This is a genomic window from Sphingomonas rosea (genome assembly GCF_039538065.1).
Taxonomy (GTDB): domain Bacteria; phylum Pseudomonadota; class Alphaproteobacteria; order Sphingomonadales; family Sphingomonadaceae; genus Sphingomicrobium; species Sphingomicrobium rosea.
In genome coordinates this window covers 1,544,180-1,565,669 of the sequence record NZ_BAABBR010000001.1, presented here as the reverse complement: position 1 = coordinate 1,565,669, position 21,490 = coordinate 1,544,180, and the positions used below count along the sequence as shown (strand labels likewise).

At 66.9% G+C, this 21,490-nt stretch carries 23 protein-coding genes; 4 read left to right on the top strand and 19 right to left on the bottom strand.

Translation table 11 applies throughout. From position 1 onward, the window contains the following. Window positions 1-3: 3 nt before the first annotated feature. The 11 genes from rplB to ABD693_RS07755 form a co-directional block, all read right to left on the bottom strand. Complete coding sequence (gene rplB, locus ABD693_RS07805) at window positions 4-846, bottom strand: 50S ribosomal protein L2 (RefSeq protein ID WP_344696466.1); 843 nt, start codon at window positions 844-846, stop codon at window positions 4-6. Between the two features lie 6 nt (window positions 847-852). Next, window positions 853-1,173 (bottom strand): 50S ribosomal protein L23, encoded by a 321-nt coding sequence (locus tag ABD693_RS07800; RefSeq protein ID WP_344696465.1) that lies wholly within the window; start codon window positions 1,171-1,173, stop codon window positions 853-855. Continuing rightward, on the bottom strand, window positions 1,166-1,792 hold the full coding sequence (rplD, locus tag ABD693_RS07795; protein WP_344696464.1) for a 50S ribosomal protein L4: 627 nt from the start codon (window positions 1,790-1,792) through the stop codon (window positions 1,166-1,168). Before rplD ends, ABD693_RS07800 begins: the two co-directional genes overlap by 8 nt. A 3-nt stretch (window positions 1,793-1,795) precedes the next feature. Then, entirely contained in the window at window positions 1,796-2,545 is a 750-nt protein-coding gene (gene rplC, locus ABD693_RS07790; RefSeq protein WP_344696463.1) for a 50S ribosomal protein L3, read from the bottom strand. Between the two features lie 209 nt (window positions 2,546-2,754). Further along, the gene (rpsJ, locus tag ABD693_RS07785) at window positions 2,755-3,066 is read right to left on the bottom strand and encodes a 30S ribosomal protein S10 (protein WP_028969184.1); all 312 of its coding nucleotides are present in this window, start codon (window positions 3,064-3,066) and stop codon (window positions 2,755-2,757) included. 250 nt (window positions 3,067-3,316) lie between these two features. Further along, window positions 3,317-4,414, bottom strand: coding sequence for an AI-2E family transporter (locus ABD693_RS07780; RefSeq protein WP_344696462.1), 1,098 nt, complete (start codon window positions 4,412-4,414; stop codon window positions 3,317-3,319). Between the two features lie 157 nt (window positions 4,415-4,571). Next, complete coding sequence (gene tuf, locus ABD693_RS07775) at window positions 4,572-5,762, bottom strand: elongation factor Tu (RefSeq protein ID WP_344696461.1); 1,191 nt, start codon at window positions 5,760-5,762, stop codon at window positions 4,572-4,574. A gap of 77 nt (window positions 5,763-5,839) precedes the next feature. Next, complete coding sequence (gene fusA / locus ABD693_RS07770; protein ID WP_344696460.1) at window positions 5,840-7,933, bottom strand: elongation factor G; 2,094 nt, start codon at window positions 7,931-7,933, stop codon at window positions 5,840-5,842. Window positions 7,934-8,000: 67 nt separating this feature from the next. Next, window positions 8,001-8,471: a 30S ribosomal protein S7 gene (gene rpsG / locus ABD693_RS07765; protein WP_344696459.1), complete on the bottom strand. Its 471-nt coding sequence runs from the start codon at window positions 8,469-8,471 to the stop codon at window positions 8,001-8,003. A 62-nt stretch (window positions 8,472-8,533) separates the two neighbouring features. After that, on the bottom strand, window positions 8,534-8,905 hold the full coding sequence (gene rpsL / locus ABD693_RS07760) for a 30S ribosomal protein S12 (protein ID WP_028969180.1): 372 nt from the start codon (window positions 8,903-8,905) through the stop codon (window positions 8,534-8,536). 213 nt (window positions 8,906-9,118) lie between these two features. Then, complete coding sequence (locus ABD693_RS07755) at window positions 9,119-9,829, bottom strand: hypothetical protein (protein ID WP_344696455.1); 711 nt, start codon at window positions 9,827-9,829, stop codon at window positions 9,119-9,121. A 171-nt stretch (window positions 9,830-10,000) separates the two neighbouring features. Here ABD693_RS07755 and ABD693_RS07750 point away from each other — a divergent pair, with 171 nt between their 5' ends. Beyond that, entirely contained in the window at window positions 10,001-11,053 is a 1,053-nt protein-coding gene (locus ABD693_RS07750) for an acyltransferase family protein (protein ID WP_344696454.1), read from the top strand. 7 nt (window positions 11,054-11,060) lie between these two features. Here the strand turns inward: ABD693_RS07750 and ABD693_RS07745 are convergent, their stop codons facing one another. The 5 genes from ABD693_RS07745 to ABD693_RS07725 form a co-directional block, all read right to left on the bottom strand. After that, window positions 11,061-11,483 carry a cupin domain-containing protein gene (locus ABD693_RS07745; protein WP_344696453.1) on the bottom strand — a complete coding sequence of 141 codons (423 nt, stop codon included), beginning with the start codon at window positions 11,481-11,483 and terminating at the stop codon, window positions 11,061-11,063. Then, window positions 11,480-12,034 (bottom strand): DUF4142 domain-containing protein, encoded by a 555-nt coding sequence (locus ABD693_RS07740; protein WP_344696452.1) that lies wholly within the window; start codon window positions 12,032-12,034, stop codon window positions 11,480-11,482. Before ABD693_RS07740 ends, ABD693_RS07745 begins: the two co-directional genes overlap by 4 nt. Window positions 12,035-12,100: 66 nt before the next feature. Continuing rightward, a complete protein-coding gene (lpdA, locus tag ABD693_RS07735; RefSeq protein WP_344696451.1) occupies window positions 12,101-13,519 on the bottom strand; it encodes a dihydrolipoyl dehydrogenase in 1,419 nt (472 codons plus the stop codon). Next, window positions 13,512-13,898 (bottom strand): acyl-CoA thioesterase, encoded by a 387-nt coding sequence (locus tag ABD693_RS07730; RefSeq protein WP_344696450.1) that lies wholly within the window; start codon window positions 13,896-13,898, stop codon window positions 13,512-13,514. The genes lpdA and ABD693_RS07730 overlap by 8 nt, the downstream gene beginning before the upstream one ends. A gap of 294 nt (window positions 13,899-14,192) precedes the next feature. Continuing rightward, on the bottom strand, window positions 14,193-15,497 hold the full coding sequence (locus tag ABD693_RS07725; RefSeq protein ID WP_344696449.1) for a pyruvate dehydrogenase complex dihydrolipoamide acetyltransferase: 1,305 nt from the start codon (window positions 15,495-15,497) through the stop codon (window positions 14,193-14,195). Between the two features lie 81 nt (window positions 15,498-15,578). Here ABD693_RS07725 and ABD693_RS07720 point away from each other — a divergent pair, with 81 nt between their 5' ends. Together ABD693_RS07720 and ABD693_RS07715 are read left to right on the top strand one after the other, a co-directional pair. After that, a complete protein-coding gene (locus ABD693_RS07720; RefSeq protein WP_344696448.1) occupies window positions 15,579-16,058 on the top strand; it encodes a universal stress protein in 480 nt (159 codons plus the stop codon). Window positions 16,059-16,152: 94 nt separating this feature from the next. Further along, window positions 16,153-16,746 carry a hypothetical protein gene (locus ABD693_RS07715; RefSeq protein ID WP_344696447.1) on the top strand — a complete coding sequence of 198 codons (594 nt, stop codon included), beginning with the start codon at window positions 16,153-16,155 and terminating at the stop codon, window positions 16,744-16,746. 4 nt (window positions 16,747-16,750) lie between these two features. On the opposite strand, the gene ABD693_RS07710 is transcribed toward ABD693_RS07715, so the two are convergent. The 3 genes from ABD693_RS07710 to ABD693_RS07700 are packed head-to-tail and all read right to left on the bottom strand — an operon-like array spanning window position 16,751 to window position 19,216. Continuing rightward, on the bottom strand, window positions 16,751-17,230 hold the full coding sequence (locus ABD693_RS07710; protein WP_344696446.1) for a GAF domain-containing protein: 480 nt from the start codon (window positions 17,228-17,230) through the stop codon (window positions 16,751-16,753). Between the two features lie 11 nt (window positions 17,231-17,241). Continuing rightward, a complete protein-coding gene (locus ABD693_RS07705) occupies window positions 17,242-17,676 on the bottom strand; it encodes a DUF4112 domain-containing protein (RefSeq protein WP_344696445.1) in 435 nt (144 codons plus the stop codon). 4 nt (window positions 17,677-17,680) lie between these two features. Continuing rightward, complete coding sequence (locus ABD693_RS07700; protein ID WP_344696444.1) at window positions 17,681-19,216, bottom strand: ABC transporter substrate-binding protein; 1,536 nt, start codon at window positions 19,214-19,216, stop codon at window positions 17,681-17,683. A gap of 112 nt (window positions 19,217-19,328) precedes the next feature. Here ABD693_RS07700 and ABD693_RS07695 point away from each other — a divergent pair, with 112 nt between their 5' ends. Beyond that, complete coding sequence (locus ABD693_RS07695) at window positions 19,329-21,425, top strand: transglycosylase domain-containing protein (protein WP_344696443.1); 2,097 nt, start codon at window positions 19,329-19,331, stop codon at window positions 21,423-21,425. The last annotated feature ends 65 nt before the right edge of the window (window positions 21,426-21,490 follow it).

Below are 21,490 nucleotides of genomic sequence, written 5' to 3'. Positions count from 1 at the left end.
CTCTTAGCCCTTCTTCTTGGCGTGACGGCTACGGATGATGAACTTGTCCGTTGCCTTGTTGTGACGGGTGCGGGCACCCTTGGTCGGCTTGCCCCACGGGGTGACCGGGTGACGGCCGCCCGAGGTACGGCCCTCACCACCGCCGTGCGGGTGGTCGACCGGGTTCTTGGCGACGCCGCGGGTCAGCGGACGCTTGCCGAGCCAGCGGGTACGACCCGCCTTGGCCAGCGTCTGGTTGCCGTTGTCGGGGTTCGACACCGCGCCAACGGTCGCCATGCAGTCCGAGCGGACATAGCGCTGCTCGCCCGAGTTGAGGCGAACGATGACCATGCCCTTGTCGCGGCCCACGACCTGCACATAGGTGCCGGCGGCGCGGGCGATCTGGCCACCCTTGCCGGGCTTGAGCTCGACATTGTGGACGATGGTGCCGACCGGCATCTGGCCGATCTCCATCGCATTGCCCGGCTTCACGTCGACCTTCTTGCCGGCGACGACCTTGTCGCCCGGCGCGAGGCGCTGCGGCGCGAGGATGTACGCCTGCTCGCCGCCTTCACCCTCGTAGGTGATGAGCGCGATGAACGCCGACCGGTTGGGGTCGTACTCGAGCCGCTCGACGGTAGCCGAGACGTCCCAGTTGCGACGCTTGAAGTCGATGATCCGGTACTTCTGCTTGTGGCCACCCGCGATGCCGCGGCTGGTCACATGGCCCTTGTTGTTGCGGCCACCGGTCTTGCGCTTGCCTTCGGTCAGCGCCTTGACGGGCTTACCCTTCCAGAGCGCGCTCTTGTCGACGAGGATCAGGCCACGGCGGGCCGGGCTCGTCGGCTTATATGCTTTGAGTGCCATCGGTCCTTAGATCCCGCTCGTGACGTCGATCGGGTCCTGGCCCGGGGCCAGGGTCACGATCGCCTTCTTCTCGTCCGAACGCTGGTAGGCTTGGCCCTTCCAGCGCTTGGTCTTGCCCTTGGTGACCAGCGTGTTGACGCTCGCAACCTTGCGGTTGAACAGCGCTTCCACCGCAGCCTTGATCTCCGGCTTGCTGGCGTCGCCGGCAACCTTGAAGACAACCGCATTATGCTCGGAGAGCAGGGTCGACTTCTCGGTGATGTGCGGCGCACGGATCACGTCGTAATGGCGGATATCGACCGCCTCGGTGGTCGGCTTCTTAGCCATTGAACCGGGCCTCCAGCTTCTCGACCGCGGCCTTGGTCAGGACCAGGGTCTCGTGGCGCATGATGTCGTAGACGTTGGCGCCGACGGCCGGCAGCAGGTTGACACCGACGAGGTTCGACGACGCGTGGGCGAAGCTCACGTTCAGCGCGTCACCGTCGATCACCAGCGCGGTCTTGCCGAAGCCGAGCTTGCCCAGCTTCTCGACCAGCGCCTTGGTCTTGCCTTCGGCGACGTCGAGGTTGTCGAGAACGATCAGCTGACCGCCCTGCGCCTTGCTCGACAGCGCCATCTTGAGACCGAGCGCACGGACCTTCTTGTTCAGCGACAGCGTGAACAGGCGGGCACGCGGGCCGTGGGCCTTGCCGCCGCCGATGAAGATCGGGGCGCGGCGATCGCCGTGACGGGCGGTACCGCCGCCCTTCTGGCGACCGAACTTCTTGCCGGTGCGGGCAACGTCCGACCGCTCGCGGGCGGCGCGAGCCATCCCGCGACGATTGGCAAGCTGCCAGGTGACGACGCGGTGCAGGATGTCGGCACGCGGCTCGACACCGAACACGGCGTCATTGAGCTCGACATTGCCACTTCCAGCGGCGTCGAGGGTCTTGACTTCGACCTTCATCGCTTAGCCTTCCGTGCTCTCGTCGGCGGCCGGCGCATTGTCCGTCACCTGAGCGTCGTTGTTCTGGGGAGCCGCAGCGGCGGTGCGAAGACCGGCCGGATACGGCGCATTCTCGTTGCGGGCGAGCTTGACCGCGTCCTTGACGGTCAGCCAGCTGCCCTTGTGACCGGGCACCGAGCCCTTCACGAACAGCAGGCCGCGCTCGACGTCCGTGCGGACGATCTCGAGGTTCTGCTGCGTGCGGTTGCGGGCGCCCATGTGGCCGGCCATCTTCTTGTTCTTGAAGACGCGACCCGGATCCTGGCGGTTACCCGTCGAGCCGTGCGAGCGGTGCGAGACCGAGACGCCGTGGGTGGCGCGAAGACCACCGAAGCCCCAGCGCTTCATGGCGCCGGCGAAGCCCTTACCCTGGGTGACACCCGAGATATCGACCATCTGGCCTTCGACGAAGTGATCCGCCGAGATTTCCGAACCGACGTCGAGGAGCGCGTCCTCGGCGACCCGGAACTCGACGACCTTCGCCTTGAGCTCCACTTCGGCCTTGCCGAAGGCGCCGCGCTGCGGCTTGTTGACATTCTTGGCCTTGGCCTTGCCGGCGCCGAGCTGGACGGCGATATAGCCATCCGTCTCGCCGTCGCGGCGGCCGACCACCTGGACGCCTTCGAGCTGGAGAACCGTCACGGGGACGTGACGTCCGTCCGCCTGAAACAGGCGGGTCATTCCAACCTTCTTGGCGATCACGCCAGTGCGCATGATCTAGCACTCCTCACAGAGGCTCCGCCGGTTACCCGAGGGAGCATGCAGCCCGTGAATGAAATGCGTCGGCCCCGCCTGGGCTATTCCTGCCGAAACAGGAAGCGGGGGACGCAGGCCGGGCAACCTCTTTCGAGGCCTCCCGCGGTATCCCTAACTCGTTGGCGCAGCAGGATCGCTAGAGCGATTCAACCGCCACGCCGTGGCCCTTAGGCCAGTTTGATCTCCACGTCTACACCCGCGGCGAGGTCGAGCTTCATCAGCGCATCGACGGTCTGCGGGGTCGGCTGCACGATGTCGAGCAGACGCTTGTAGGTGCGCACCTCGAACTGCTCGCGCGACTTCTTGTCGACGTGCGGCGAACGGTTGACGGTGAACTTCTCGATGCGGGTCGGAAGCGGAATCGGACCACGGATCAGGGCACCGGTGCGACGGGCGGTATCGGCGATGTCGCCGGTCGCCTGATCGAGCACGCGGTGATCGAAGGCTTTCAGACGAATCCGGATATTCTGAGTTTCCATGGGTTCCACTACCGATTGCAAAGAGCCGCACGAACTGTTGCCAGTCCGCAAAAACAATGAGGCCGCAGCCGACTGGCCCCGGTTACCCGGGTCGGCGAGACCCCAACGCTGAAACTTGTTGGCCGGGACGAATCCCCGCCGGTGGAGCGCCTCTACAGTGGGGCCGGGTCGAGATCAACCCCCGTGTCGGCTGCGCGACCCGCGAAAACACGACGCCAACGGTTTGACCGTCACGCGAATCGGACGGAGGTCAGCCGAGGCGGAGCTCGCCCTCCCCTTCCGCCTTCTCGCGCAGCCGCTCCTCGCGGTAGATGGACCAGCCGGCGAGGAACAGGCCGCCGACCACCGGGCCGACCACGACTCCGCTCAGCCCGAAGGCGGCGATTCCGCCAAGCGTGGTGACGAGCACCAGCCAGTCGGGAATGCCGGTGTCACGGCCGACGAGGATCGGGCGCAAGACGTTGTCGGCCATGCCGATCACCAGCGCACCCGAGACGATCACCACGATCCCCTGCCAGATCGAGCCCGTCAACAGGAGGTAGCCGGCGATCGGCGCCCAGACGAGCGCGGGGCCCACCGCGGGGAGGAGCGAGACGATCGCCATCAGGACCCCGAGCAGCACCGCCGAGGGGAAACCGACGATCCAGAAGGTGATGGTGCCGAGCATCCCCTGCACCAGCCCCACAACCACCGATCCCTTGATCGTCGCGCGGATGATCGAGACGAAGCTGCTCGACAGCTCGTCGGCCGAGCGCGCGTCGAGCGGCAGCGTCTCCTTGACCCTGGCGCCGATGCGCTCGCCGTCGCGGAGCAGGAAATAGGTGACGTAGAGCCCGACCGCGAACACCAGCAGCGAGGTGAAGGCGTTGCCGCCGATCTGCAGCGCTTGCTTGGCGATCACCGTCAGGCTGTCGCGGACGATGGCGGTCACCCGTTCCTGGATGACCGAGAAGTTGCCGTAGCCCGAACCTTCGATGATCTGCTGCAGGCGGGCCGGCAGACGCCCCTGGACCTGCTCGAAATAGCGCGCGGCATCGAATTGCCCCGCCTTCACCACCTCATAGATTTGCAGTGCCTGGCCGATGATGACGTTGCCGATGGCGATGGCGGGAACGATGACCGCCACCAGGATCACGAAGAGGGTCGCGAAGGCGGCGCGATTGGCGCCTCCGTTCAGCCGCGCCAGCATCCAGCGGTTCAGAGGCTGGAACATGATCGCGGCGAGCACCGCCCACAGCAGCGCAGAGGCAAAGGGCCAGGCGACGAAGCCCAGCGCGACCGTAATGAGGACGAGGAACAGGGTGAAGCCGCTGCGCTCACCGGCCGTCGGTACCCTCGAACGCTGCATTCCAATACTCTCCCACGCACCTGGCTGCCGGCGTGATAGCGCAAATGCCCGCCGACGGAAGACGGGCCCCCGCCCCGCCGCACATGCAAAAAGCCCGGAGCCTCTTTCGAGACCCCGGGCCTTTCGCGTCAGGACCAGCGCCCGAAGGCGCCGATGCTTACTTGGTGATGGTGCCCACCACGCCGGCGCCGACGGTGCGGCCGCCTTCGCGGATGGCGAAACGCAGACCCTGGTCCATCGCGATCGGAGCGATCAGCTTGACACCGAGGGTGACGTTGTCGCCCGGCATGACCATCTCGGTGCCCTCGGGGAGGGTCACTTCGCCGGTCACGTCGGTGGTGCGGAAGTAGAACTGCGGACGATAGTTGGCGAAGAACGGCGTGTGACGGCCACCCTCGTCCTTCGACAGCACGTACACTTCGGCCGAGAAGTCGGTGTGCGGAGTGATCGAACCCGGCTTGCAGAGAACCTGACCACGCTCGACTTCGTCACGAGCGACGCCGCGGATCAGCGCACCGATGTTGTCGCCGGCCTGGCCCTGATCGAGCAGCTTGCGGAACATTTCGACGCCGGTGACGACGGTCTTCTTGGTGTCCTTGATGCCGACGATCTCGACTTCCTCGCCAACCTTGACGATGCCGGTCTCGACGCGGCCGGTCACGACGGTGCCGCGGCCCGAGATCGAGAACACGTCTTCGATCGGCATCAGGAACGGCTTGTCGAGCGGACGCTCCGGCTGCGGGATCCAGTCGTCGACGGCCTGCATCAGCTTGAGGATCGCCTCGTCGCCGATGTTGGCATCGCGGTCCTCGAGGGTGGCAAGCGCCGAACCCGCGACGATCGGAATGTTGTCGCCGTCGAAGCCGCGCTTCGAGAGCTCTTCACGGATCTCGAGCTCGACGAGCTCGAGAAGCTCGGGATCGTCAACCTGGTCGACCTTGTTGAGGAAGACGACCATGGTCGGAACGCCGACCTGCGCCGCGAGCAGGATGTGCTCCTTGGTCTGCGGCATCGGACCGTCAGCAGCCGACACGACGAGGATCGCGCCGTCCATCTGCGCGGCGCCGGTGATCATGTTCTTCACATAATCGGCGTGGCCCGGGCAGTCGACGTGGGCATAGTGACGGTTGGCCGTCTCATACTCGACGTGCGCGGTCGAGATGGTGATGCCGCGCTCACGCTCTTCCGGCGCCTTGTCGATGTTGGCGAAGTCGACGGCGACGCCGCCGCCCTGCTTAGCCAGCACCTTGGTGATCGCCGCGGTGAGCGAGGTCTTGCCATGGTCGACGTGACCGATGGTGCCGATGTTCACGTGCGGCTTGTTCCGCTCGAATTTCGCCTTCGCCATTTTACGCCTCTTCTTGGGATATGTTGCTCAGGCCCGCTCGCCCGATTGCGAGCGCGCCCTTAGCGTCAAAAAACAGGTTACGCCAGCTTCGCCTTGACCTCGTCCGCAACGTTCTGCGGAACTTCGTCATAGTGCGAGAACTGCATCGAGTACTGCGCCCGGCCCTGGGTGAACGAGCGCAGCTGGTTCACGTAGCCGAACATGTTCGCCAGCGGGACCATCGCCTCGACGACCTGGGCATTGCCCCGGCTGTCGGTGCCCTGGATCTGGCCACGGCGGCTGTTGATGTCGCCGATCACGTCGCCGAGGTAATCCTCGGGAGTCACGACCTCGACCTTCATCACCGGCTCGAGCAGCGTGATGCCGGCCTTCTGGGCCCCTTCACGCATCGCACCGCGCGCGGTGATTTCGAACGCCAGCGCCGACGAGTCGACGTCATGGTAGGCACCGTCATACAGCAGGATCTCGAAGTCGATGATCGGGAACCCGACCAGCGAACCCGTCGCCGCCGTCTCACGGAAGCCCTTTTCGATCGCCGGGATATATTCCTTGGGAATATTACCGCCCTTGATCTCGTCCTTGAAGATGATGCCCGCGCCGCGCTCGCCCGGAGTGAGCTTGACCTTCACGCGACCGAACTGACCGGTGCCGCCCGACTGCTTCTTGTGGGTGTAGTCGAGGTCGACCGGCTTCTTGAGGTATTCGCGATATGCCACCTGCGGCGCGCCGACATTGGCCTCGACCTTGAACTCGCGCTTCATGCGATCGACCAGGATCTCGAGGTGGAGTTCGCCCATCCCCTTGATGATGGTCTGGCCGCTCTCGTGATCGGTGGTGACGCGGAACGAGGGATCCTCGGCGGCCAGGCGGTTGAGGGCGATGCCCATCTTCTCCTGGTCGGCCTTGGTCTTCGGCTCCACCGCGACCTCGATGACGGGCTCGGGGAACTCCATGCGCTCGAGCACGATCGGCTTGGCCGGATCACACAGCGTGTCGCCGGTGGTGGTCTCCTTGAGGCCCGCGATCGCGACGATGTCGCCCGCACGCGCTTCTTCGATGTCCTCACGCGAGTTGGCGTGCATGAGGAGCATGCGGCCGATCTTTTCCTTCTTGTCCTTGACCGAGTTCAGGTAGCTGCCCTTGGTCAGCGTGCCCGAATAGATGCGGGTGAAGGTGAGCGAGCCGACGAACGGGTCGTTCATGATCTTGAACGCGAGCGCCGAGAAGGGCGCGTCGTCCGAGGCCGGACGGCTGTCGGCTTCCTCGGTGCCCGGCTTGACGCCTTCGACCGGCGGAATGTCGAGCGGGCTCGGCAGATAGTCGACCACGGCGTCGAGCAGGGGCTGGACGCCCTTGTTCTTGAACGCCGAGCCGCACAGCACCGGCACGAAGTCCATCGCCAGCGTACCCTTGCGGATCAGCTTCTTGAGCGTGGCCGTGTCCGGCTCGTTGCCCTCGAGATAGGCTTCCATCGCCTCGTCGTCCTGCTCGACGGCGATCTCGATGAGGTCGCTGCGATACTTGGCAGCCTTCTCCTTCAGGTCATCGGGGATGTCCTGATATTCGAACTTCGCGCCCAGCGACTCCTCGAGCCAGATGATCGCGCGGTTGTTGACCAGGTCGACAAGGCCCTTGAAGCCACCTTCCATGCCGATCGGGAGATACAGCACGGCCGGACGCGCGCCGAGGCGCTCGACGATCGTGTCGACGCAATAGTAGAAATCGGCACCGGTGCGGTCGAGCTTGTTGACGAAGCACATCCGCGGAACCTTGTACTTGTCCGCCTGGCGCCACACGGTTTCCGACTGCGGCTCGACGCCGGCAACGCCGTCGAAGCAGGCAACCGCGCCGTCGAGCACGCGCAGCGAACGCTCGACTTCAATGGTGAAGTCGACGTGGCCGGGGGTGTCGATGATGTTGATCAGGTGCTCGGGACCCTCACCGTCCTCGGCCTTCCACTTGCAGGTGGTGGCAGCCGACGTGATCGTGATCCCGCGCTCCTGCTCCTGCTCCATCCAGTCCATGGTCGCGGTGCCCTCATGGACCTCGCCGATCTTGTAGGACTTGCCGGTGTAATAGAGGATGCGCTCGGTCGTCGTCGTCTTGCCGGCGTCGATGTGCGCCATGATGCCGATATTACGGTAACGCTCGAGCGGATGGCTGCGGGCCATGATCGTCAGTTCCTTAGCAATGTGGGGAAAGGCCGGACGGCCCTCCCCCACGATATAGGTGTTTGTTTTACCAGCGGTAGTGGCTGAAGGCGCGGTTCGCTTCGGCCATGCGGTGCGTGTCTTCGCGCTTCTTGACCGCGTTGCCACGGTTCTGCGCCGCGTCCATCAGCTCACCCGACAGGCGGGCGGCCATGGTCTTCTCCGAGCGCGCACGGGCGGCCGAAATGAGCCAGCGGATCGCCAGCGCCTGGGCGCGAACGTCGCGAACTTCGACCGGGACCTGGTAGGTCGCACCGCCGACGCGGCGGCTGCGGACCTCGATGCCCGGCTTCACGTTGTTGAGGGCGTCGTGGAAGACACCGATCGGCTCGCGCTTGAGGCGGGTCTCGACGACTTCGAGAGCACCGTAGACGATGCTCTCGGCGACCGACTTCTTACCGTCGAGCATGATGTTGTTCATGAACTTCGACAGGGTGATGTCACCGAACTTCGGGTCCGGCAGGATCTCGCGCTTTTCTGGGCGACGACGACGTGACATGGAATTCTTCCTTCTTGAGCAGCGCGCCTGCGGTTCTCACGCGGCGCGGCCAACACACCAGCTTACTTCGGGCGCTTGGCGCCGTACTTCGAGCGCGACTGACGGCGGTCCTTGACACCCTGGGTGTCGAGCACGCCGCGAAGCACGTGGTAGCGGACACCCGGAAGGTCGCGCACACGGCCGCCACGGATCAGGACCACCGAGTGCTCCTGGAGATTGTGGCCCTCGCCCGGAATGTAGCTGATGACTTCGCGCTGGTTGGTCAGGCGAACCTTGGCCACCTTGCGGAGCGCCGAGTTCGGCTTCTTCGGGGTCGTCGTGTAGACGCGGGTGCAAACGCCGCGCTTCTGCGGGTTCTGTTCCATCGCAGGGACCTTGCTCTTGGCCTTCTGCGGTTCGCGACCCTTGCGGATCAGCTGGTTGATCGTTGGCATGAAGCCTCTTCACCTTGTTGATGCCGGAAGACCCGGCGGTTACTTTGCCCGCTTCAAGCGCGAAGGCCGGCCGACCCGAAGGCCGCCGGCCATATCGCTCTGAAGAAACGCAATGTTCAGCTCTGCCCGGTGCTGGACTGACCGGCGCCGGACGAGCGGCCCCTTAGCCTTGCCCGCGTCGCTCGTCAACGCCGCCGGGAGGAAGCGAGCCGCTCATGCGGCGCTCGACTTGCGCCCGAACACGGGCCGGGCCGGAGTCGCCGGCGCTGCCACCGGCGCCGCAGCTGCGAGCGGTGCCACGGCCTCGGTCGCGCTGTCCTTGCGGGCAAGATAGCGGGCGAGCGCCGCCTCCGCATCGAATTCGGTCCCCCCGCCGGCTTCGACCAGGGACGCCGCCGAGGGTCGCGGCTGGACGCCCCAACCGTTCGGACCCGCCTCCTTCAGATAGACCCCGGCCCCGCCGACCGCGGCCAAATGCGCCGCGTTGAGCGCCGCGCACAATTGGTGCACGCCGCCCGGCGGCAGCTGGATGAGCTTCGCCGCCAGCGTCAGCCGCCGCCCGCCCAGTAACCCGCCATCGCATTTCACCACCAGATGCTCGTGCTTGGCGACGGGAATGACCCCGTAATAGCGGATGGTAATCGATTCGACCTTGATCCAGTGGACCTCGTCCCAGCGGAGCGCGGCGACCTGTCCCCAGGTTCGACGGATCCGCAGCCCTTCACGATCGAAGGCCAGGGCCGGCGTGCTGCTGAACGAATCCATCACCAGCTTGACCGCCCCTGCGGCGAACACCAACGTCATCGCCGTGTTGAAGACGTCGGCCTCGCCCGTGACGACATCCCAGCCGAAGAAGACCGCCAGCATCCCAAGCATGAGCCCGAAGAAGGCCGACTTGCCCGCCCGATAATGAAATGTGTGCATCGCCCGCCCCTCTCGTCGGAGGTCGAGCCTACGCGATCCTGGTCGCCAGAAACTTAACGGCTCCGCTTATCCACCTTTAACTAAGAAGTGAGCGCTACAGGGTTCCTGCTCGAGTGAGGGCGTCCACGGATCCGGACAGCGGTTGACCGGACGCAGCGTATGGGGTGGGTCGTGTTGCATATTCCGACGGTCAGCAGCCGAATGGCGGTCACCTCTCCGGCGGCCGAAGGCCGGCGCATCCTCTCGCTTCAGGTCTTGCGCGGCATTGCTGCGAGCATGGTCGTCATCCTGCATGTCTCGCACCTCGCGCAATCGGCTCGGGTCTCGGACTGGCGCTTTCACCTCGGCGCGGCCGGGGTCGACCTGTTCTTCGCGCTGAGCGGAGTCATCATCACGATCATCCCGAAGCGCTCGCCCGGCGATTTCCTCCGCCGGCGCCTGATCCGGGTCGTTCCGCTCTACTTCCTCATGACCATGCTGGCCTGGCCGTTCGCCAAGGGGGTCACCGCGGCCAATGCATTCACAAGCCTGACCCTTTGGCCGGCGTGGGGAGCGATGACCCAGCCCATTCTCGGCGTCGGCTGGACCCTGAGCTTCGAGCTCCTCTTCTATGTCGCGGCGTGCGCATCGATCGCCAGCCGGCGCAACGCGCTAGTGCTGGCTGGCACCTATTTGTCCGCGATGGCCCTGATTCCGAGCGGACTCGTCGCTGCCCAGTTTCTCGGCAACCCGATCATTCTCGAGTTTCTCGCCGGGGTCGCCATCGGCGCTCTGTGGAAGCGCGGCCATCGGGTGTCGCCGCCGATCGCGGCCATCGTCGTCGTCGCCGCGCTCGCCCTGTGGCTGCTCAATCCGGCGGTCGAAACACTCACCAGCGTCGTGGGCACGATGAACGCTCAGAATTCGCTGTGGCGCGCGGTCGAGATCGGCGTCCCGGCGGCGATGCTCGTCTTCGGCTTTCTCCACCTCGACTTCGCTTGGCCGTCATCAGCCATTGCGGTCGGCGACGCCTCTTATTCCATCTACCTCGCGCATGCCGCGATCCTGACTCCGCTGTCGAGCCTGGTCCTTCCGCCGATCCTTCAGCCGTTCAGTCTCGCCATCTACCTCTTGCTCTCGGCCATCGCGTCCTTCGCGGTCTACAATCTGTTCGAAAAACCGATCCTGGCCTTGCTTCGGCAGCGCGGGAAGGCCGGGACGGGCATCGCGCTCGCCCCGGCCTGACCCGACCTCACTCGGTCGTCTTGCCGTCCCACTCGTCATTGTCGTGGTCGGCCTCGGCCTGCGCCTTGGTCTTGTGCACGACCTTGTCCTTGTGCTCGGGCGGTCCGTAGAGCGTGTAGAACTGGAGCGGCTCCTCGCCGGTGTTCTTCACATTGTGGCGCGCGCCCGCCGGCACGATCACCGCGAAATCGTCCTCGACCTTGTTGTCGACCCCGTCGATCACGACCACGCCCTCGCCTTCCTCGAAGCGGAAGAACTGGTCGCGGTCCTCGTGCGTCTCCTCGCCGATCTCCTCGCCCGGCGCGAGGCTCATCAGGACGAGCTGCAGATGCTCGCCGGTGTAGAGCACGCGGCGGAAATCGTTGTTGGCGATCGTCGCTTCCTCGATGTCGGCGCAATAGCCCTTCTTGGCGGTCGTCGTGTCGATCACTTGATCTTCTCCAGCGTGTCGAGATGCTTCTGGACCACCGGGGCGGTGGCGTTGGCGAAGTCCTTGAGCCCGCCCGCAGGCGCGCTCGCGCCATAGTCCTTGAGCTTGGCCAGCGTCGCCACGTGGCCCGCCTTCTGGTCGGCCAGATACTGCTTGTCGAAGGCCGCACCCGACAGCTTGCCGAGCGCGTCGAGCTTGGTCTGCTGGTCGGCGGGAAGCGCGGTCGGGACCGTCGCCCCGGCGCCGGCGGCCGCGGCGGCGAGGTCCGTGCTCGCCTTGCCATGGTCGTCGATCATCATCTGCGCATAGGTCCTGATCGACGGCAGGGTCGCCTTGGTCAGCGCAAGCTTGCTGCTCTCGATCTCGACCATGTTGCTCGCCGCCGCGGCCTCGACGAAGGCCTGGTCAGCAGCGCTGGCGGTGGTCGCCGCCGCCGCGCCATTGTCGATGAGGACGTTGCGCTCAACCGTGGTGGTGTCGCTGTTCTTCGACTTGTTGCAGGCGCTGAGCGCGAGCGCGCCCAGTGCGACCCCGACAATCAAACGATTCATGGCACGCATTCCTATCCTGTTCGTCCTGAAGCGGACCAACGGGACAGGAGCGCAGCGCGTTCCCGCCTAGATGTGGATCACCCGGCCCTGCGCCGACAGGATGCTCTCGTGCATCATCTCCGACAGCGTCGGATGCGGGAAGATGGTCTGCGCGAAATCCTCGTCGAGGAGTTCGGCGGTCTTGCCCACCGTATAGCCCTGGATGAGCTCGGTCACTTCCGCCCCGATCATGTGCGCGCCGAGCAGTTCGCCGGTCTTGGCGTCGACCACGGTCTTGATGAAGCCCTCGGTCTCGCCGAGCGCGATCGCCTTGCCGTTGCCGATGAAGGGGAACTTGCCGACCCGGACTTCATGGCCCGCTTCCTTGGCCTTGGCCTCGGTCAGCCCGACGCTCGCCACCTGCGGGTGGCAATAAGTGCAGCCCGGAATGTTCGAGCGGTCGAGGGCATGCGGGTGCACGTCCTTGTTGCCGAGCTCCTGCGCGATCGCCTCGGCGGCGGTGACACCCTCGTGGCTCGCCTTGTGCGCCAGCCACGGCCCCGGCGTGCAGTCGCCGATCGCCCACAGGCCCTTCGACTTCGTCCGGCCATAGGGGTCGATCTGGATGAACCCGCGGTCCATCTCGACCAGCTTCTCGATCCCGACATTCTCGGTGTTGGGGACGATCCCGACCGCGACGATGCAGTGGCTGAAATCCTGGTCGGCGACCTTGCCGTCCTTGCCCTTGCCCTTGATCTTGGCCTTCACGCCCGAGGCCGAGGCGGCGATCGATTCGACCCCCGCGCCGGTCATGATCGTGATGCCCTGCTTGGTCAGGCTCTTCTCGAGCTGGGCCGAGATCTCGGCATCCTCCACCGGCACGATCCGGTCGAGCATCTCGACCACGGTCACCTCGGCGCCCATGTCGTTGTAGAAGCTCGCGAACTCGATCCCGATCGCGCCCGACCCGATGACCAGCAGCTTGGTCGGCATCTCGGTCGGGGTCATGGCATGGCGATAGGTCCAGATGCGCTTGCCGTCGGCGGGCGCGAACGGCAGGTCGCGCGCCCGCGCGCCCACCGCCAGGATGACGTGCTTGGCGCTGAGCTGCTCCTCGCCCTTGTCGCCCTTCACCGTCATGCTGGTCGGGCCGGTCATCGTCCCCGTCCCCAGATGCAACGTGATCTTGTTCTTCTTCATCAGGTGCGTGACGCCCTGATTGAGCTGCTTGGCGACGCCGCGGCTGCGCTTCACCACCGCTGCGAGATCGGCCTCGATCTTGCCCGCGAGCTTGAGGCCATAGCTGTCGGCATGCTGCGCATAATGGAGGATCTCGGCGGAGCGCAGCAGAGCCTTGGTCGGAATGCACCCCCAGTTGAGGCAGATGCCGCCCAAGAGCTCGCGCTCGACGATGGCGACCTTGAGCCCGAGCTGCGCCGCGCGGATCGCCGCGACATAGCCGCCGGGGCCCGAGCCCAGCACGATGAGGTCGTAATTCTCAGCCATTCGTCTCTTCCTTCGCCGCGATCGGCCGCGGTCGGTTTTCTGAATCGAGCGCGACGAAGGTGAACTCGCCCTCCGCCACCAGTGTTTCAAGTTCGCCGTCGCGCTCGCGCGCCACGCCCTCGGCGCGCACAAGCAGCGAGGTCCGGCCCTCGCGCAGGCACTCGACATAGACGCTGAGCTCGTCGCCCACCGCCATCGCGCCCGGAAAACGCAACTTCTCCGCCGCCACGAGAATCGCCTTCCCCCCCGTCCGCCGCGACGCGAATGACCCGCAAGCGAGCCCCATCTGCCCCATCAGCCACCCGCCGAACACGCCGCCATAAGGGTTGGTGTCGGTCGGCATCGCGGTGGTGCGGATAAGGGGGACCCGATCAGCCATTGGCTATCCGAAACCAAGTCGCAGCGACGATCCCCACGCTCAGCCATGCCGCTCCTAGCGCCACTGTCGCTCGTGCGACGCGAGGTTGCCGGAGCTGCCAGGCAAGCAGAACAGCACCCACCGCCCAGAAGGTGGGTGGCACGATCCAGTCCAGAGGAAATCCCTTGGGACCGCCGACAAGACCTTGCGCTGCCAAAACGGCGCTGACGAAAAGCGTGGCCGCGCCAAACCAAAATAGCGCAAGCGAGAGTGCGAAATGGCGCCCCCGGTCGACATTCATAGTCTGAGTGCTCGTCAAGCCACCAGACCCAGCGGGCTTTCGATCAGCTCCTTGAGCGTCTTCATCAGGCGCGCGCCGTCGGCGCCGTCGATCGCGCGGTGGTCGAAGCTGCCGGTGATGCTCATTACCGTCGCCACCGTCACCGCGTCGCCATCGACCCACGGACGCTTCTCGCCCGCGCCGACCGCGAGGATCATCGCCTGGGGCGGATTGATCACCGCGTCGAACTGCTTGATCCCGAACATACCCATGTTGGAGATGCTCGCCGTGCCGCCCTGATATTCGTGCGGCTGGAGTTTGCCCTCCTTCGCCCGGCCCGCGAGCTCGTGCATCTCGGTCGAGATCTTGCTCATCGACTTGGCCGCCGCGTCGGTGATGATCGGCGTGATCAGCCCGCCCGGGATGCTGACGGCGACCGCGATGTCGCTGCGCTTGTACTGGATGAGGCTGTCGGGGGTGAAGCTGACGTTGCACTCCGGCACCGCCTCGAGCCCGAGCGCCAGCGCCTTGATCAGCAGGTCGTTGACGCTGAGCTTGACGCCCCGGCCCGCAAGGCCGGCATTCAGCTCGCCGCGCAGTTTCAGCAGCGCGTCGAGCCGGACGTCGACCGTCAGGTAGATGTGCGGGATCGTCTGCTTCGCCTCGGTCAGGCGGCGCGCGATCGTCTTGCGCATGTTGCTGAGCTTGACCGCCTCGTGCGGAATGTCGGTCGAGAACGGCTGGGCCGGAGCAGAAGCAGCCGGGGCGGCAGCGGCTGGCGTCGGCGCGGTCTGCGGCTGCGCGGCGGCAGCGCCACCGGCGGCTTGGCCGAGATCGGCGCGGACGATTCGCCCGCCCGGACCCGAGCCGGTCAGCGTCGACAGGTCGATCCCCTGCGCCTGCGCGAGCTTGCGGGCCAGCGGACTCGCCTTGACGCGGTCGCCTTCGGCTTTGGGCGCGGCGGCAGGCTGGGCCGGTGCGGCCGGGGTCTCGACCGGCGCGGGTGCGGGCGCCTCGGCCTTCGGGGCGGAGGCTTCCGGCGCCTTGGGCGCTTCGGCAGGCTTCGCGGCCGGAGCAGCAGCCGGCGCCGCTTCCTCGCCCTCGCCGCCGATCAGCGCGATCGGCGTTCCGACCTTCACCCCGTCGGTCCCTTCGGCGACGAGGATCTTGGTCACGACCCCCTCGTCGACCGCCTCGAATTCCATCGTCGCCTTGTCGGTCTCGATCTCGGCGAGGATGTCGCCGCTCGCGACGGTATCGCCTTCCTTCACCAGCCATTTGGCCAGCGTCCCTTCCTCCATGGTCGGGGACAGAGCGGGCATCTTCAGTTCGATCGCCATGACAAGCCTTCGTGCGAAATCCTTCTTCGGGACCTCCCAAAGACCATGCCCCCTTGCCCGTCAAGCAGTCGCGGGGCACTGATGGGCGCCATGGCCACCGGCAAGCGCACCTATCTCGTCGTGATCGACGACAGCCAGGAGGCCCGGCAGGCGCTCCGCTTCGCCGCTCGCCGCGCGGCCAAGACCGGGGGCGCGATCGAGGTGCTGGCGATCACCGAAGCGCAGGATTTCGTCCAGTGGGGCGGGGTCGAGGCCGCGATCAAGGAAGAACAGCAGCTTCGGATCGAGGCCCGCGTCGCCGCCGCTTTGGGCGAGCTTCCGGGCGTCGAAGGCCTCAAGCCCGACGCGATCCTGCTCCAGCCGGGCGAACCCGTCGCGGTCGTGCGCGAGATCGTCCGCAGCCGCGAGGACATCGCCGCCCTCGTGCTCGGCGCCGCCCCCACCGGCGACCCCGGCGCACTCGTCACCGCCTTCACCGGCAGCGACGCCGGCAAGCTCCCCTGCCCCGTGATGATCATCCCGGGCGGGCTCAGCGACGAGCGGCTCGAAGCGCTGAGCTGAGCACCGACGACCGTTAACTAAAGCCGGTCATTGCTCTTTCATAACGCGTCGCTAACAATCCCTTCCGCTCGGTTCCGAGTTAATGGGGGTTTTCATGACTATTCTGCTTCGCGCCGCGTTCGGCGCCGCCGTCGTGTGCGCTTCGGGCGCCGCTTTCGCGCAGGCTGCACCCGCGCCGGCCGTCCTCGCCACGCCCGCGGCCCCGGCCGTTCCGGCCGTCCCCGTGATGGCGGTCAAGCCGGCCGAGGTCATCAATGGCACCATGTTGCCCAGCAACACCGACGTCTGGGTCAGCCTCGACAGCGAACTGTCCTCGAAGAAGGCCAAGGTCGGTGACGCGGTCGCTTTCCGCGTCTCGCGCGACGTGATGATGGGGCAATATGTGGTCATTCCGCGCGGCACGCCGGCCAGGGGCCGCGTCTCCTACCGCACCGGCAAGGGCGCGTTCGGCAAGTCGGCCAAGATGGAGTTCGACATCGACAGCATCGACCTCAACGGCCGCATTATCCCGGTCAGCGGTCACTATCGCATCGAGGGTCAGGGCAACACCGGCGCTGCGGTCGGCGCGGTGGTCGCGGTCGGCGTGTTCGGCGCCTTCGTCACCGGCCGCAGCGCGACCGCCGCGCAGGGCTCGGAATGGAAGGTCATGACCAAGGAGCCGCTCGCGATCCAGCTCGCGGCCAACTAAACCGTCAGAGCCGCTCCGCGAGGAGCGCGCATAGCTTCTTACAGCCCGCTTCGTCCGCCGCGTCGAAGCGGGCTTTTTGCGGGCTGTCGAGGTCGAGCACGCCGAGCAGCTCGCCATTCCGAACGATCGGCACCACCAGCTCCGACTGGCTCGCCGCGTCGCAGGCGATATGCCCGGGGAAGGCGTGGACGTCCTCGACGCGCTGGACCTGCAGCGTCTCCGCCGCCGCGCCGCACACGCCGCGACCGAACGGGATGCGGATACAGGCTGCGCGGCCCTGGAACGGCCCGAGCACCAGTTCGCCCCCGACATTGCGGTAGAAGCCCGCCCAGTTGAGATCGGGTAGCGTCTCCCAGATGAGCGCCGCGGCATTGGCCATGTTGGCGATCCCGTCGCTCTCGCCCGCGGTCAGCCCGTCGAGCGCCTGCAGGAGGTCGGCATACAGCGTCGGCTTGTCGGCCGCTTCGATCTTAAAGTCGTACATGGCTCTTTCTTTTAGCGAAGGGTGCCGCGGAGCGGATCGACCTCGACCGTCCGGCTGCCCGGATGATGCTTGTCGAGGTGGCGCTTGATCATCCGAAGGTTGCGGGTGTTCGAGCGGAAGAAGAAGTCGGGAACGGCGCCGACGAACGGGATCATGCCGAGCAGCCAGTCGACCCCGATGTTGCTCCCCATCCGCGTGATCTGCCACTTGCTCATGCCCAGGTTGCGCGCTTCCCAGGCAAGATAGGCGCCGAGCCCCGCCGCCACCGTCGGGCCGATGCCCGGTACGAAATCGAGGATCACGTCGAGCCCGACCTTGCGGTTGAGCCCGGGCACTTTCACCAGTCCCTCGAGCATGTGCTCGAGCGCTTCCACCCGCTGGCGGACATGCGCGGGCTCGCGGCCGAGCGGCAGGTCGGGGCGGAAGGTCTGGGGGCGGACGCTCATGCCCCTAATCTTGGGTGTTCGCGCGCTCGCGCAAGCCCATCAGCGTGTGAACCGCGAACCGGTTCTCGGCAAAGCCGTCGATGCTCCGGTCGGTCAGCGACCAGCGGATCGGTGCGGTGACCGGGATGAACAGCACCGCATCGCGCATCATCCGCTCGGCATCGGCGAAGAAGGCGTTGCGCTGCGGGGCGAAGCCGGTGAGCCGCGCGGCATCGAGCAGCTGGTCGGCTTCCTCCGAGCAGACGGGCACGAATTCGCACCGGAAACTGCGCAGGAACCAGGCCGGCGAGGTCGAGGGCGCGACCTGGTCGACCCAGCGGAAATCGGCCGGCTTGCCGGGCCCGGCCGCCTCGACCGTGAGGCCGAGCGGCTGCCAGTCAGTCTGCAACCGGCTGAGGATGATCGCCCCGCCCGGCCCCTCGGGAAGCGCGATCCGGATCACCGGTCGCGGCGCCGGCTCAGCCTCGGCAGGCGCCGCTCCCTTCGCCGGCGTCACCGCGGGCTCTGCAAAAAGCGTCCGGGCCCGCTCGAGCAGCGCCGCGGAACGATCCGCCGGTGCAAGCCCCGTCCAGGCCGGCTGATAGGGATTGGTGACCCCGTCGAGCCCGGCCTGGAGCAGGCTCGCGCGCGGCTGGAGGTCGGGCACGCCGAGCGCGCCCACCAGCGCCGCGCGGTCGATCGCCTCGTCGAGCAGCGCCCGCACGCGAAGGTCCGCCCCCGGCCCGTCCTTGCGCGCCGGCACCAGCCCCGCCAGCCCCGCCACCGGGTCGATCCGCAGCGAATTGCGCGGCAGCTTGGCGCCAAGCGCGAACGACAGGTCGCCGACCGTCCCGCCCAGCACGAGGTCGGTCTTCCCCGCGACGAACGCCGCCACCGCCTTTTCCGCCGGCGCCGATTCCACCCGAACCTGCTCGCGCTGCCCCTCGTCGCCATCGAGGCCGGGCGTGACCCGGCTGAGCAGGAGACCATTGTTCTCGGTCGCGACCGCGAACGGCCCCGTTCCCTTCGAGTCGCGCACCAGCGCGAAGGCCGGCTGCGCGAGCAGTTGCAGCAGGTGCGGACGCGGCGAACTCAGCTCGATCGCGATCACCCGGTCGGTCATCGCAACCACCTGTGCAATCGCCCCGACCGTGTCGCGCGTCGCATCGCCATTTTTGCGCTGCAGCTGCCGCTCGATCAGCCGAACCACGTCGCGCGCCCGGACCCGGCGCCCGTCGCTCCAGTTCGCTTTCTCGAGCCGGAAGATATAGCTCAGCCCGTCGTCGCTCACCGCCCAGCGCTCGGCCAACCCCGGCGCGATGTTGCCGGCCGGATCGAACCGGACCAGCCCCTGCGCCGCGTTGCTGAGAAGGATGGCGTCGCCCGTCGTCGGCGCCTTGGTCACCGGATCGACGATCTGCGGCAGCCGCTCGCCGATCACCGTCGCCGTGATCTCGCCGCCGTTGCGCTCGCGGCACCCGCCGAGCGCCGCGAGACCCGCGAGCGCGAGGACCGCAAGCCCGCCCGGGCCCCGCCGCCTTGGTGCACCTCGATCGATCACGAGACCGGCCTAGCCGATCACCCGGCCGGAAACCAAGGGTTCAGCCAATCTCCCCTAGCCACGCTCTCGATGCTGTATTAGGGCATTAGGGCACCTCAATTCTCGAGACCGAATGGCGGATCGCGACTCACCCTGGCAGCGCAGCGGGCGCAACATCGAGGACTTGCCCGATCCCTTCGCCGCGCCCGTGTTCGGCGCGCCGCCGACGGTCAGGCGCCTCAACTGGTGGCAGCGCCGCGAGCAGCGCCTTGCCGAGGCCGCGCGCGAGAAGCCTGTCTTCCCTGCCAGTCCGACGGATCCGCTCCCGCCCTCGCCACCGCCGCCGGCCGTACCGTCGAATCGCCGCCGTTATTGGCGCTGGGGCCTGACCGGTTTTGGCGCGCTCCTTCTCGTCACCTTGCTGTGGCTGGTTATCACTGCTCCGCTCGGCCGCGCCCTCGAGCCCCTGCCCGACCCGGCAATGCTGATCGTCTCGAGCGAGGGCCGCGCCATTGCCCGCCGCGGCGCAATCAAGGAAGCGCCGGTCGAGGTCGCCAAGCTCAATCCGCTGACCCCCGCCGCCTTTGTCGCGATCGAGGACCGCCGCTTCTACCGCCACTGGGGGATCGACCCGCGCGCGATCGGCCGCGCCATGGTCGCCAACTTCCACGCCGGCGGGGTCAAGCAGGGCGGCTCCACGCTCACCCAGCAGCTCGCCAAGACCAGCTTCTTGAACGGCGACCGGAGCCTCAAGCGCAAGGCGCAGGAAGTGATCATCGCCTTCTGGCTCGAAGGCTGGCTGACCAAGGAGGAGATCCTCTCGCGTTACCTATCGTCGGTCTATTTCGGCGACGGCGTCTATGGCCTGCGCGCCGCCTCGCACCATTATTTCGGCCGCGAGCCCGAGAAACTAAACCTCGCCCAGTCGGCCATGCTCGCCGGGCTGGTCCAGGCGCCGAGCCGGCTCGCCCCCACCCGCAACCTCGCCGGTGCCCAGAAGCGCTCGCGACTGGTCCTCGCGGCCATGGCCGACACCAATGTCATTCCGCTCGCGCGCGCCCGCGCGACGGTCAGCGCCCGACCGATCCGCCAGGTCGAGAAGGTCCCCACCGGGACCTATTTCGCCGACTGGGTCGCGCCCCAAGCCGCGCAGGCCTTCGAAAGCGACTTCGGCGAGGTCAAGGTCAAGACGACGCTCGACGCCGACCTCCAGCGCCTCGCCAACCGGGCGGTCGCCAATGCCGCGCTCGGCCCCGGCATGCAGGCCGCGCTGGTCGCGATGCGGCCCGACGGCCGGGTCGTGGCGATGGTCGGCGGCCGCTCTTACAAGGAATCGACCTTCAACCGCGCGACCCAGGCCCGGCGCCAGCCCGGCTCGGCCTTCAAGCTGTTCGTCTATCTCGCCGCGATGCGCGCCGGCTATCGGCCCGACACGATCATCCAGGACAAGCCGATCACCATCGACGGCTGGAGTCCGGCCAACAGCGACGGCATCTACCGTGGGCCCGTCACCCTCCAGCAGGCCTTCGCCCGCTCGAGCAACGCCGCCACCGTGCGCCTGTCCGAAGCGGTCGGCCGGAGCAACGTCCTGCGCACTGCGCGCGAGCTCGGGATCAGCACCCCGCTACCCGATTCGCCGAGCGTCGCCCTAGGCACTGCCGGGGTTAGCCTGCTCGAACTCACCGGCGCCTATGCCGCGGTGGCTAGCGGGCGCTATCCGGTCGGCGCGGTGGGGCTCCCGCCCCAGCCGCAGGTCGACGACAGTGGCTCGATCACCGACAGCCTGTTCGGCCGCAACGGCCGGCTCGACGAACGACGCGACTGGCGGCCGATGCTCGACCTCCTCTGGGCCGCCGCCAACGAAGGCACCGGCAAGCGCGCCGCGCTTCCGACCGCCACCTTCGGCAAGACCGGCACCACCCAGGAGAATCGCGACGCCCTGTTCGTCGGCTTCGCGGGCGACCTCGTCGTCGGCGTGTGGGTCGGCCGCGACGATAACAAGTCGCTGGGCAAGAATGTCTCGGGCGGCACCCTGCCCGCGCAGATCTGGCGCGCGTTCATGGCTCCGGCGCTGTCGGTCGACGGGCGCGGGGCCACCTATCTTCCGGCGGGTTACCAGGTGCCGCGCCGCGCGCCCGCCACCCCGTCCCAGGCGTCCGAAGGCGATCTCGACCAGTGGATCGGCGGCCTCGTCAAGGCCGCCACCGACCTCCTCGGCGAGCGCCGCTGAAGCAATTAACAAGGTAAAGATGCATTTACCGACCGGTATAGGAAGTTCTTAACCCCTTCCTCCTA